Annotated in this window: 12 protein-coding genes; 4 read left to right on the plus strand and 8 right to left on the minus strand. The window is 40.3% G+C overall.

All coding sequences use genetic code 11. The features are described 5' to 3' along the window. Window positions 1–233 precede the first annotated feature (233 nt). Both CXF89_RS16780 and CXF89_RS16785 read left to right on the plus strand, forming a co-directional pair. Window positions 234–977, plus strand: a complete 744-nt coding sequence (locus CXF89_RS16780) for a FadR/GntR family transcriptional regulator (RefSeq protein ID WP_002960591.1) — start codon at window positions 234–236, stop codon at window positions 975–977. 232 nt (window positions 978–1,209) lie between these two features. Next, the gene (locus CXF89_RS16785; RefSeq protein ID WP_007375633.1) at window positions 1,210–2,073 is read left to right on the plus strand and encodes an EamA family transporter; all 864 of its coding nucleotides are present in this window, start codon (window positions 1,210–1,212) and stop codon (window positions 2,071–2,073) included. A gap of 71 nt (window positions 2,074–2,144) precedes the next feature. On the opposite strand, the gene CXF89_RS16790 is transcribed toward CXF89_RS16785, so the two are convergent. Both CXF89_RS16790 and CXF89_RS16795 read right to left on the minus strand, forming a co-directional pair. Next, entirely contained in the window at window positions 2,145–3,341 is a 1,197-nt protein-coding gene (locus CXF89_RS16790; protein ID WP_007581814.1) for an MFS transporter, read from the minus strand. Window positions 3,342–3,415: 74 nt separating this feature from the next. Beyond that, entirely contained in the window at window positions 3,416–4,510 is a 1,095-nt protein-coding gene (locus CXF89_RS16795; RefSeq protein ID WP_121955255.1) for an NADH:flavin oxidoreductase/NADH oxidase, read from the minus strand. Between the two features lie 479 nt (window positions 4,511–4,989). Between CXF89_RS16795 and CXF89_RS16800 the strand changes: the two genes are divergently transcribed. Next, window positions 4,990–7,407, plus strand: a complete 2,418-nt coding sequence (locus tag CXF89_RS16800; protein ID WP_121955256.1) for a TonB-dependent receptor — start codon at window positions 4,990–4,992, stop codon at window positions 7,405–7,407. 104 nt (window positions 7,408–7,511) lie between these two features. Continuing rightward, the gene (locus CXF89_RS16805) at window positions 7,512–9,095 is read left to right on the plus strand and encodes a tetratricopeptide repeat-containing sulfotransferase family protein (protein ID WP_121955263.1); all 1,584 of its coding nucleotides are present in this window, start codon (window positions 7,512–7,514) and stop codon (window positions 9,093–9,095) included. A gap of 96 nt (window positions 9,096–9,191) precedes the next feature. Here the strand turns inward: CXF89_RS16805 and CXF89_RS16810 are convergent, their stop codons facing one another. From CXF89_RS16810 to CXF89_RS16835, 6 genes are all read right to left on the minus strand, one after another. After that, entirely contained in the window at window positions 9,192–9,389 is a 198-nt protein-coding gene (locus tag CXF89_RS16810) for a hypothetical protein (protein ID WP_121955257.1), read from the minus strand. A gap of 23 nt (window positions 9,390–9,412) precedes the next feature. Then, window positions 9,413–9,880, minus strand: a complete 468-nt coding sequence (locus CXF89_RS16815) for a GNAT family N-acetyltransferase (protein WP_121955258.1) — start codon at window positions 9,878–9,880, stop codon at window positions 9,413–9,415. 138 nt (window positions 9,881–10,018) lie between these two features. Then, window positions 10,019–10,381: a hypothetical protein gene (locus tag CXF89_RS16820; protein WP_121955259.1), complete on the minus strand. Its 363-nt coding sequence runs from the start codon at window positions 10,379–10,381 to the stop codon at window positions 10,019–10,021. A gap of 124 nt (window positions 10,382–10,505) precedes the next feature. Further along, window positions 10,506–10,772, minus strand: coding sequence for a hypothetical protein (locus tag CXF89_RS16825; protein WP_121955260.1), 267 nt, complete (start codon window positions 10,770–10,772; stop codon window positions 10,506–10,508). A gap of 92 nt (window positions 10,773–10,864) precedes the next feature. Beyond that, window positions 10,865–11,995: a serine hydrolase domain-containing protein gene (locus tag CXF89_RS16830; protein ID WP_121955261.1), complete on the minus strand. Its 1,131-nt coding sequence runs from the start codon at window positions 11,993–11,995 to the stop codon at window positions 10,865–10,867. 74 nt (window positions 11,996–12,069) lie between these two features. Then, a complete protein-coding gene (locus CXF89_RS16835; RefSeq protein ID WP_121955262.1) occupies window positions 12,070–13,521 on the minus strand; it encodes a serine hydrolase in 1,452 nt (483 codons plus the stop codon). Window positions 13,522–13,563 lie beyond the last annotated feature (42 nt).

Raw genomic sequence — 13,563 nt, forward strand, 5'->3', positions numbered from 1 at the left:
TTAAAACTAACCTAACACATAAAAACATTACCAATCAAGCTAGCCAATTGCATTATTTTAAACTAAATTGGTAATACAAGAATACAACCATTGGTGTATAGTGGTTTTTAACCATAACATCGCGTTAGAATTTTGACATAATAGTGAATTTTGAGGTAACCTCTGGTATTAACAGTTGGTTTTGACTTTTAGGCCCCAGAGGCCATTATTCCTTAAGGTAATGAAGGTAAAGTATGGGTAATCGTCGCTTATTTTGGCGCATAGTTGATAAAATTGAGTCTTTAATAAATCAAGGCGAATTTTCTGCTGGGAGTCGTTTACCACCTGAACGTGAACTTGCAGAAATGTTTGATGTAAGTCGCCCTACCATTAGAGAAGCTATTATCGCATTAGAAGTACGTGGCCGAGTTGAAGTTAAAACCGGCTCTGGTGTTTACGTAGTAGAACAAAAAAATGCATCTATAAAATCAAAAGAGATCAGTGCATTTGAACTTACTCAAGCTCGCGCATTAATTGAAGGCGAAATTGCCGCTTTAGCTGCTCAAAGCATTACAGAAGAAGAACTAGAGCAACTAAATAAAACATTAATTGCCATGGAGAAAGGCCTTTATGTTGAGCAAGCCGACCGTGAGTTTCATGAAATTATAGCTAGAGCAACGCGCAATAAAGCACTTGAATTTGCAGTGTCTAACTTGTGGGATTTACGTTTAACAAACCCACAAATTGTTGCTGACTATGGCAGTGTGTGTAAAAACAATAACGAGTGCGTTATGGACGAACACACCGCTATTTATACAGCCCTAAAGTCGCATGATGCAAATGCAGCGCGCAGTGCAATGCACAAACATTTTAACCGCTTAATTAATGCTTTATTTGATGCCGTAGAATCGCGCGCACTTGAAGAAATTAAACGCAAAAATGATGAAAAACGAGGCCTCTACTCGCTTGATGGCTTAGTTAATAAAAGTGCCCATTAGGGCCTTTTAACCAACTGATTAAAGTTAGCAAACGCCTGTTTGCTAACTTTACCTCTTACTTTATTTACCCGCCCTATTTAATATACTTTTAATTGCGCTATTTTTGGTCGCAAACACTTACCTATAAATTTAAAAAAAGATACTATGCCGCCATTAATATCGGGCGGGTTTAGCTTTTATACTCCCTGCATTACATAACTAATTGATAGAGTTACTCAACTCAAGGATAAAAATGCAAGCATCTTCAAAAAGTTATTTACTGGCTATAGTGTGTGTACTGCTTGCTATGATGACCATTCAAACGGGCGCGTCATTTGCAAAGCAGCTTTTTCCTATTGTTGGCCCTGAAGGTACAACTGCCCTTAGGCTTGGTTTTTCTGCCTTTATACTTTGCTTAGTGTTTAAACCTTGGAAACACTTACCTACTTCTGGTAATCGTATTCCTATAATTGTGTATGGTTTAAGTTTAGGCGGCATGAACATTTTGTTTTATTACGCCATTGAACGCATTCCACTAGGCATTGGTGTAGCGCTTGAATTTACAGGCCCGCTTGCTGTTGCCTTATTTTCATCACGCCGCAAACGTGACTTATTTTGGGTTGCGTGTGCTATTGCCGGTATTTTACTTCTGCTTCCTGATATGAGCGGCCAAGACAGCCTTGATCCATTGGGTGTAGCGCTTGCGCTTGGTGCCGGTGCATGTTGGGCAGGTTATATATTATTTGGTAAAAAAACGGGCACACAAAGCTCTGGTGGAGCAACTGTCGCATTGGGTATGACCGTTGCCGCTATAGTGCTAGTACCTTACGGCGGCATTCTGCAAAGCGCCGCGTTTACGTGGGAAATTATCCCACTGGGTATTGGTATTGCTATTTTATCAAGCGCACTGCCTTACACACTTGAAATGGTTGCACTGCGTAACATGCCTTCACAAGGGTTTAGCGTAATGATGAGCTTAGAGCCTGCAATAGCTTCGCTCGCAGGGTTTATTATACTGGGTGAATTGCTTACTTTATGGCAGTGGCTCGCTATTTTACTTGTAATTATTGCATCTGTTGGTAGCTCGTTTTCAAACGCAAAAAAACAGACTACTTAATTAACTACCAAATAACCTAAATAAAGTCACCACGCAACATGGTGACTTTATTATGTTGTTCCGGTAATTTTTTAACTCACAGCCTTACTTTGCTTTTTAGTTGTAACCAAATAGCCAATCAACGAAATAAGCGGCATGCCCGTTGCAACCAGTGCAATACCAGTCCAGCCGCCCGCTTCATATAATGGGCTGGCAATAAGCGAGCCTACTGCGCCACCTACAAATATACTCGTCATGTAAATAGCGTTTAAACGCGCACGGCTTTGTGGCTCTAGTGCATACACTGCACGTTGACCCAATACCATATTGGCCTGCACAGCAAAATCAATAAACACACCGGTTAATGCCAATACTATAATGCCGTAAGGTAGCTCAAATAAGCTTGGTAAAAAGCACACTGCTGCAATTACTTTGGCCAGTAACGATACCTGATGTGTATAGCCTTTATCTGCCAAGCGACCAACAATGGGGGCAGCTACAGCACCTGCCGCACCCACTAATGCAAACAATGCTATTTCTGATTGCGATAAACCATACTCACGGGCAAGCACAACCGGTACGCTCGTCCAAAATAAACTGAACGATGCAAACATTAATGCTTGAAAAAGTGAACGTTGGCGCAGCACTGGTTGGCTTATCATTAACTGTTTAAGCGATTTTAATAACTTGAAATACGTTGTTTTATGGGTAGGTTGCCTGCTTGGAATAGCAAAATAAATTACGCCTGCAATAAACACCATACACCCTGCTGCAAAGTAAAATACAGCGCGCCAACCAAAGTGATCGGCTATTAAGCTCGATATAGGTCTTGCCAGCAAAATACCTAGCAAGAGACCCGCCATAATATTGCCAAGAACCTGCCCGCGCTTCTCGTCAGACGATAAATGCGCAGCAAGCGGAATAAGCACCTGAACAGAAACCGAGCTCATGCCTATCATTAAACATAAAATAAGCATTACATTAGGTGAATCAGCAAGTGCCGTACCCACCAAACTCAAAAACGACACAGCTAAAGTAATAAGCATTAAACGCTTATTTTCAATTAAGTCAGCTAATGGCACTAAAAAAAACAATCCCAAAGCGTAGCCTATTTGTGTAAGCGATACGATAAGGCTAGCACTGTGCGCACTTAATCCAACTTCTGGAGCAAGCAACTCAATAATAGGTTGAGCGTAGTAAATATTGGCAACAATAAGACCGCAACACAAAGCAATAATAGTAACGAGTGTATTGCTAAGTGGTTGCGCTGAAACGCCTGTTTGGGTCATGTGTGTCTCTACTTTATAAAAATAATAAAACCCAACCAGCAAACGCGGGTTGGGTTTTTACAAAAAGCTTCGTTTTACTTAATTGGTGATGGCTGCCCATGTGGGCTTGAGCGTAAATACTGTTTAGGTGCAGTTACTGTAGCGCCAAGCTCTGCAGCTGCATGCCACGGCCAATGCGGGTTATATAAAATGCCACGCGCCAGCGCTACACCATCGGCTTGCTGCTCACTAATAATATCTTCGGCTTGTTGCGCCTGTGTAATTAAACCCACCGCTATAACAGGCATATTCACAGCTTCTTTTATGGCTGTTGCAAACGGTACCTGAAAATTAGGTTTTACTGGTATTTGTTGCTCAGGACTTAAACCCGCAGTACTTACATGAATAAAATCACAACCTAGTTCATCAAGCGCTTTACTAAGCACTATCGATTGATCTAAATCCCAGCCGCCTTCAACCCAATCAGTTGCCGAAATACGTACACCCACTGCTTTTTCACTAGGAAATACCGCTCTTACCGCTTTAAACACATCAAGCAATAAGCGCATTCTGTTTTCTAGGCTGCCACCGTAGTTGTCATCGCGCTTGTTTGAAAGTGGCGACAAAAACTGGTGTAACAGGTAGCCGTGCGCACCATGTAGCTCGATTAAATCAAGGCCGAGTTCATCAGCGCGTTTAGCTGCACTGACAAAATCTTTAATTAGTGAGTCAATATCAGATTGGCTCATTGCTTTTGGCACTGGGCTGCTATCGTCGTACGCAACTGCCGAAGGTGCGAGCGTTTGCCAGCCATTGACATCATCAGGTGCAATGGCATCGCCACCGTCCCATGGTTTTTCAGTTGATGCTTTACGCCCAGCATGCGCTAACTGAATACCAATAGGCATAGGGCTGTATTTTTTTACTGCTTTTAGGCTTTTGCCTAGTGCTTGCTGGGTTTCGTTATTCCAAAGCCCTAAATCGCCGTAGCTAATACGCCCTTCTGGGTTTACTGCTGTTGCTTCTAAAATTAGCAACCCTGCACCACTCAAACTCAATTGGCCCAAATGAATAGTGTGCCAATCGCTAGCAGCGCCATTGTTTGCTGAGTACTGGCACATAGGAGCAATAATAATTCGGTTATTTAACGTTACTTGCCCAAGTGATAAAGGCGAAAATAGTTGGCTCATTGTTAATCCTTAAAAACACGTACAAAAAAGTGCGGACAAAATAAAAAAAGAGAATACGAAGCGGCAATCAAACACGCTCACTCAATAACTTACACAGTTACTTATAGTCACGACTTAACACTCTTAATGGGGATAAAAACATACTTTAACAGTGCTAATAAAAGCATAACTAATGACATTATAAACTATCAATTTTAATGTAATAATTTGTTTAACGAGCACGTCATAAAGCCATCTTTAAAAAATGAATGACTATTTACCTTTAAACAAGGGTGTGATTTTTAACCTAACTGTACCTAATAGCACTAAGCTATTGCTTATATTGCCTATTAACTAAATAAAAACCCCACATACAAACCATATTTATTCTATAAAAGTGAATTAAAATTCAATTTAGATATTCCAAGCTACTTCACTCCCTGATAAACTGCTTAACTTAATTTACTAATGTAAAACATTTGAACTGGGGATCACTTTTTATGTTTAAACCAAGCTTGTTAACCTTGGCTATTTCGAGCGCTGTTTCTAGCGTATTTTTATTGCCTAATGCCGCACTTGCTCAAGAAGAAGTTGCAGCTAAAAACAAATCACTCGAAGTAATCGAAGTTACAGCAACAAGGCGCAGCGGCTCTGTGCAAAATGCACCGCTAAATATTACAGCCCTTGATGCAGATATAATGAAAGATCAAAATATCAATGAGCTTGCGGATGTAGCACGCTGGGTACCTGGTTTAACAATTACCGATCAAGGTGGCCGCTCTGGCTCGCCTATTATTGTTCGTGGTTTAAATACAAACTCTTCTGGTCCATCGTCAGATGGTGGCACGGTATCTACTTACATTAACGAAATTCCGGTTTCGGTAGATATGCGCCTTGTAGATATTGAGCGCGTTGAAGTATTAATTGGGCCACAAGGCACCCTTTATGGTGCAGGCACATTGGGCGGTGCAATTCGCTACATGCTTAAACAGCCTGAGCTTGATTTTACATCGCTTGAAGTTTACGGCGACCTGTTTCAAACAAAAGAAAGTGACTCTTTAGGTGGCGAAGGCGGTTTTATATTTAACCTTCCTATTATCGAAGATAAATTAGCAGTTCGCGCCAGCTTAAATGTATATGAAGACCCTGGTTTTATCGATTACGGCTACGTAGTACGCGAGCCAGGCGTATCGTTGCCAGATCCAGATTGGAGCGATAGCTCAGCAGTTAATAACAACCTTAAAAATGTAAAAGACGCCAACGGCGAAACCACCACTACTGGTCGTATTTCTGTTCGCTTTAAACCAAATGAATCGTTTGAAGGTACGCTTAACTACTTTTACCAAAACCAAGACAGCGAAGGCCGCTCGATTGTTCATTACAACAGCCTTAATGCAAACAACGGTTTAAGCGACGTAATAGGTAAATACGAATCAGCTTATCGCTTTGAAGAGCCTCGCGAGAAAAAAGATCAATTACTAAGCCTTGAACTAAAAGCCGACCTAGGTTTTGCAGAGCTCGTATCGGCAACCGGTATTTCAAGCTTTGATGCCGACGGCCAACGCGATCAAACCGATTTACTTATTCGTCTTGATTACGGCTATGAAGAATTTCCTTCGTTTTCAACGTTTACCCGTGAAATAGACGAAGAAGATACCTTCACTCAAGAAATTCGCTTAGTGTCGCAAGGCGACAGCGACTTTAACTGGATTGTGGGTGGCTTTTACAACAAAACAGAAACCGAAGCATCAAGCAGAGAGTTTACGCCTGGGTTTGACCAATTCGCTATCGATAACTTTGGTGGCGAGCAGCTAAGACCTGACTCATTAGAATACTTAGAGCTTACAAAAAGTACCGTCACTGAGTCTGCACTATTTGGTGAAGTTGGCTACCAAGTTACCGACAAATTAGATGTGACCATTGGTGCCCGTTTTTACAAATACGATATAGAGTCGCAAGCGGCTTTTGACTTCCCGCTAGCCAATACACTGTATGGTGGCGCAGATCCTGATGCGATCACTGTTGAATACGAGAAAGATGAGGCTGACGATAACGGTAACTTATTTAAATTTAATGCTAAATACCAGTTTACTGACTCTGTAATGGGCTATGTAACAGTAAGTGAAGGTTTCAGAATTGGCGGCTCAAACGGTTTAGTGTCTTGTCCTGATCCAATTGTTGAGGATCAACAAACAGGCTGTGGCAAACCTGACGAATTACTATATGAAGCCGACACCACAACAAACTACGAGCTAGGCTTTAAAAGTACATGGTTTAGAAGCCAACTACACTTTAACGCCGCGTTATTTAACGTAGATTGGGATGATGCACAAATTACGGGCGCTACGGATATAGGCCAATTAACATATATTTCAAACGCAGGCAGCGCTAATGCAAAAGGGGTTGAAATATCAACTCGTGCAATTTTATCTGACTCGTTCTCGGTTTATGCAACTTATGCCTACACAAAAGCAGAGCTAACATCAGACGCACCATTTTTGTTTAATGCCGATGGTACCGGTGGCGCAGAAGATGGCGACCGTTTACCAGGCTCACCTGAAAACCAATTTTCGATGGGTGTAAACTATCAAACAGACGTGTTTAACGACAAAACGCTTGATATTAACTACGGTTTAACCGCGCAAAGCGACGTGCTTTCAAGAGTAGGACTTCGTGATAACGGCGAAACACTACCAGGTTACAGCTTAAGTAATATATCAGCTAAATTAACGGCTGATGCATGGTCAACTACGCTATATGTTGATAACCTATTCAACAAATACGCGGTTACATCCGTTCGTCGTTCAGATGCCGATATAACATCCGCTAATGGTGCCGACATACAACGTAACTACGGCCATTACATTAATCGCCCGCTTACGGTAGGTGTTAAATTTAACTACAAATTTGAAATATAATTTATAGTAATTTTTAAACAGTCTCACTTTTTAAATACTGTTTTAAGGCTCAAATTTATTTGAGCCTTTTTATTTTCTTTTACAAAATAATAATTACCAAAACCATGCGGCCAAATTTAAAGCAACTTCATCAAAGCGCAATACACTCCCTAAACCAAGGTAAAATAGAGCAAGCACACAAAGCCCTAGTGGAGTTAGTGACACTCAAACCAGACTTTGCTGATGGGTATTTTTTGTTAGCTATGGTTAATTTAACTGTTGGGCAAATACACAAAGCAATAAAGCTCATCGAAAAAGCCCTTACCCTTGGCCAAAGTATTGAATACACCGCGCAACTTGCTAAATGTTACGCACTTACTGGCGAATTACAAAAAGCAAAAAACACCGCACTATCGGTGCCATTAAAGCAAATAACTAAAGCACTTGATGCCGACACACTCGGCGTTGCACTTACTCAAGCAGGCATTCACGAACACGCACTTAACTACTTTGAGTGCGCTATTAAACTGGCTACAGCAGCTAACAAAGCTCAACCCCCGTTTTATTATAACTACGGTGTAAGCGCTAAATTTTTAGGACTATTTGATAAAGCCCAACACGCTTTTGAAAATGCCATAGCGCTTAACCCACTGCACCATCAAAGTCATTTTGCATTAAGTGATTTAACTAAAGTAAGTAAGCAAAACAACCATATTGAACGCTTAAAAAACGTGTTTGAGCAAGTAACACACCCCGATGCAAAACTGCATATTGGCCATGCTTTAGCAAAAGAGTATCAAGATATTGGTGAGTTTTCAGAGGCTTTTAACACGTTAGAGCAAGGTAAAGTAGCAAAACGTGCTGTGCAGCCGTTTGATCATAAAAGCTCAACTGAGTTATTTGAACATATTAAACTCTTAAGTGAACAGCACAAACAAGCGCTAACAAAAGGTAACCCAACGGCCGAACCTATTTTTGTATTAGGCATGCCCCGATCTGGCACCACATTAGTTGAGCGTATTTTATCGAGCCACAGCGACGTGCAATCAGCCGGTGAATTACAAGACTTTGGCCTAAGCGTTAAAAAGCTAAGCCAAACACAAACACCTCACGTGCTCGACACTCAAACCCTCAGTAAAGCCTACAAGCTTGATTTTAATCAGCTTGGGTCAACCTATTTAAATGCCACTCGCGTAATCACCGGTAGCCATAAGCACTTTATAGATAAACTCCCGTTTAACTTTTTTTATATCGACTTAATAACCAAAGCACTGCCAAACGCTAAAATTATTTGCATGCTGCGCGATCCAATGGATACCTGCATTGGTAACTACCGCCAATTATTTACCATTAATAACCCCTACTACGCGTACTCGCTCGACCTACTCGACACTGCAAAATTTTACAGCCGTTTTTACAAACTAATGCAGCACTTCAGCATGCAACACAGCAATATAAAATTAGTAAAATACGAAGAATTAGTCGCACAGCCTGAGCAACAAATAAAAGAGTTAGTCAGCTTTTGTAACCTAGAGTGGCAAGAGCAATGTATAGATTTTCACTTAAACACCGCACCAGTTTCTACCGCCAGTAAAATGCAGGTACGCCAACCACTTAATAATAAAGCAATAGGCCGTTGGAAAGCATTTAAGCCACATACTGATAAAGCAGTGGAGTACCTTTTAAAACAAGGTATTAGTATTGAGTAATGGTTTTATAGCTTGGGAGTTAAATGAATGGACTTAGGGATAGTCCGCTTTGTGCCAATTGCGGACACTCATAACCTTAGTCACCAACTACGACTTTTACGAAGGTGCCCATTGATTAGCCTCATATTCATATGCCCAGAAGTCAGCTTCCCCCGGCTCAATATCAATTAGTATTTCTATTCGCAAGCTGACCTTATCAGGCATGAACAATTTGGCTGATTCTTTAGCTGCGTCGAAAGTCTCATAGTGTGAGATTTCTTTGCCAGCGTAGAGCCTATAATTATGTTCGGTCATGTTTGTCCTTTTTAAGCGTATTGTTATGATTTTGTTGCAAATAGGCCAAGATAATAGTCTCCTTGATCACTTTTATATGCTTCGCCAAGCCTTAAAAATGAAGCCTTTTCAAACAAATGATGCATGATGCTATTATTTTCACGAGTCGTTGCATAGCAACTGTTTCCATTTAAAGCCTTACTGACAGATTTCATAAGAAAACTACCAACACCTTGGCCTCGTGATTTTGGCGATGTATAGAGATAGCTACTCTCGTCATTAGGCACACCAGATTTTTGAAACACTCTTTTTTTATATGCTGCATTTGGGCATTTCAACGCCCCAATAGCAACACATCCATCATTGAGATGAATAAAAATAAGTCGATGCGCAAATTTAATTCGTCCTGACAATCCTTGAGACTGAACTTCCCCACCTTCCATAACAAATTTTTCAAAAAGTAGTAGCTCTTCCTGTGAGCAATCCTGCGGTGCCTTTATTAGTTCTCGCATATTTTCTCCAGAAGATCATAACACCCCACTAAGGGGCGATAATACATGGGCTAAATTTAGGAACGAAGTGACGCAGCCCATGTGTTAGCGTCCCTGCGAGCGAAGCGAGAGCCTTGAGTGGTTTGTTATACATCCGAACTAAAGCCCACGTTGCCACCGCTTTGGGTAGATACCTTTGAATACGATATTAATAAGTTCTTCTCTGTCGATATATCCTTTTTTGCATTTAATGCCATAGTAAATGAAGGCAAATAAAGCACAAAACGTGTAAAGCGATAAACTTAGGATTAAGAAGCATAATGTGAACACTGCCAATACGGTATCTCCGTCGTAGCTACGGATTGGTATATCTGACTCGATACCAAAGCTTGAAGCAATAAAGAAAAATAACGGGTATGCAACTGCAAATCCAAATAAGCAACCAACACCGCCAACTTTCGCAGACTGCGAATAAAAGTAAGGCTTCAATCTTCTTTGACTGTTAATCGCTCGAATTAGCACAACACTTTTCCTAGGATGTATAACGCCCTGTTAAGGGGCAAAAATTGTTTGCTAAAATGTTGAGGGACGAAACAGCAAACTGTTTTTTGTCCCGCTTGAACAGCTTGTTAGTTTACTTATCGATTTAATTTGCTAAAACCGTTAACGCTAAAACGAAAGATATACCAAACAACAAATAACGATAACCATCTTTTTCACCCACACTCGCTATTTCACTTGAATAAGGTAACGACATTGGCTTACCTGTACAAAATGGTAAAATATAATAATGAGTCATGCTATATAGTACAAAAGATGCAATCCAATCTTGAGTATTATCTCTTCCAGTCAATAAACCACAAACAAAGAATAATGAATATGATGCCAATAATATAATTTTAGTTAAACTCATATCTGTTTTTAATTCACCAGTAAACTAACGCCCCATTAAGAGGCAAATAATAGTTGGCTAAAATAAGCGACGAAGGAGCAAATAGCTAACTGTTATTTGTCCTGCTTGAATGGCTTGTTAGCCACTTTTGATATAGCAATTACGTTAAGTTTTTTTATTAGTTCCTCGGGATAATTGTCAATATCATTTGTAGCTACAAACACTAGCAAATCCTCGTTTGGATAGTACTTAAAATCAGCAAAAGAGTAACCATTGGAGCCATTATGGGTTATTAATCGACTTCCTTTTTCACCAGTAGTAATAGCCCAACCATAACCATAACTTGAGCTTTCTCCTTCTTTTACGTAAGGCGCAAACAGTACTTTCCATGATTCCTCACTCAAAAGCTTGCCGGAGCGTAAAGCCAGATACCAATTGTGCATATCTGAAACTGTAGACATAAAACCACCAGCCCCCTCCATCCAACGTTCACCTGGGGTATCGTATAAGTGTTTTAACGAATGACCTACACTGCGACTTTTAGCTTCAATAGAAAATAGACGTTGGAATGCATTTTGATCAGCGCCATAATTTATAGACAATACTTCGGATTTAAAATTAGGAATACGGTAGCCTGTACTAGTCATTCGTGAAGGCTGTAGCAATGTTTCGCTGATGTGCTGCTCCCAATTTTTATTTGTGACACTTTCTACTACTCTTGCCAATAAACTATAACCAATATTTGAATATTGATATTTTTCACCAGGCATCGATAGCAGCCTTTCCTTGAATGCCAGAGAAGGGAGTTTTTTGTAGTCAACGACATCGTAAAGTTGATGATTCGAAAGATTTGCCGGAAAGCCTGCAGTATGTGTCAAAAGGTGGTGTAACTTTATCTTTTTCTTATCTTCAGGTACGTCTTGAAAGTATTTTGTTAGTTCATCTTCAACAGATAGTCGACCTTGCTCAGAGAGTATCATTATTGACGTAGCCAAAAATTGTTTGGTTATTGATCCAATATCAAAAATTGTATTTTCACTAAATCTAATTTTCTTTTCTCTGTTGGAATAGCCAAAAGATTTTGAGTGCAAAATCTGCTGACCATGAGCAACAAAAATATTCCCAGAAAATGACTTTTCAATTAATGCTTTATCAACATTTTCAAAAAAAGTATATTCATTTGCTATCGCATTAGAAAATTTGAAAAAAAATAACAACGTAAGAAATGATAATACTTTTCGCATTTAGTTGGTGCTCCTTATGGTGGCTAACGCTGCCAGCAGGCGCGCTGCTGTTTGGCGTCGCTTGCCTGGCCTTGTTAGCTTTCAGTTAATTCCGTCAATGCTTTTACTCTCTGCAGATTCTTCTTAATACTTGCAGCAAGCTTTTCATTCTGGTTCGCTGTAACCAGCTTCAGTGCTTTTTCATAGGCATGACGAGCTCCTTTTATATCCTTAGCGGTTTCTAAGGCTTCGCCATAGCTATACCAGATATTAGCGGAATCAGGAAACTGTTCAGAACAAAACTTAAAGGTTTCGACTGCTAATTCAGCGTGGTTGTTACCAAGCAAAAAGTAACCAATGGAGTTTATGTCTTTCTCATTTACATCATAAATGTCAGACTTCTTTCGCATTGATATAAAAGCAGATTTTGCCTCGTCTAATCCCTTATTCATTAACACGTCGTAATACATAATATGAGCATCTTTCTTTGGATAAGCCGGACTTTCACCATCCAAAATAGATATCAGCGTAAATCGAATATCGTTGTACTGAAGTTCTAACCCGTTATTTGCAGTAAAAACTATGGCCCTGTTCTTTTCGGGAAATCGATACAACATGGATTGATAACCGCCAAATCCACCATGATGATGAATCCCCCAAAGCTCATCGTTTTTGTATACACCAATACCAAAATCGGCATTTAATCGGCAATCATTTCCCCAACATTTAGATGGCGTTAATGCCTGTTGTAAAGTCGCCTGCTTTACCAGAGCATTGTTAGACAGCGCGCGCTCCCATTTCAGCAAGTCACTTACATTTGAATAGACATTACTGGCACCGGTTGTGAAGTCTTGCGGCACGTTTCCCCGACCAAATTCGTATCCGATGGCAAGCTGTGCCGTCGTCCGCGGTTCAGTTCCTAGTACATAGCTATACTTCATATTCAATGGCACGAAAATTCTGTCTTGAACGAAGGCTCCAAATGGTTGCTCAGTTATTCTTTCAACAACCATTGCTAAAAGCTGATACCCATAACTGCCATAAAGCGTATCTTCTCCGGGCTGAAACTCGATCTCAGTCACCGTCCTTAATTTAGGAATAATTTTAGTATTGTCCAAATAAGGCTGATATCCATTAGCAGGCAAGCCTGAGGAATGACTCAGCAAATGGCTAATTGTAATCTTCTCAGCCCAGTTTGGCAGCTCAGGAAAGTAGGTGGATAGAGAGTTTTCCAGCTGTAGCTTACTGTCCTCGACCAGCAGCAAGATCGACATTGCAGTGAAGCCCTTCGATATAGAACCAATATTAAAAACTGCATATTTTTCAACAGGTTTTGCTTTAGAAGCATCAGCATATCCAACAGACTTACTAAAAATGTTCTCACCATTTTCGATGACAGCTATTGAACCGCTGAAAATAGCCTGCTTTTCCATTTCAACGATAAACTCATCGAGCTGACCAGCAACATCTTGCTCATTATCTTGCTCATTTGCCCTGACCAAAAAGCATAGAAGCACAATTGGAATGACTTTAACTATATTCTTCAACTTATTATCCTCTTAAAGCTAACGCCCTAATAATGGGCAAAA

The sequence above is a fragment of the Pseudoalteromonas sp. MelDa3 genome, assembly GCF_002863625.1.
Lineage (GTDB): Bacteria > Pseudomonadota > Gammaproteobacteria > Enterobacterales > Alteromonadaceae > Pseudoalteromonas > Pseudoalteromonas arctica.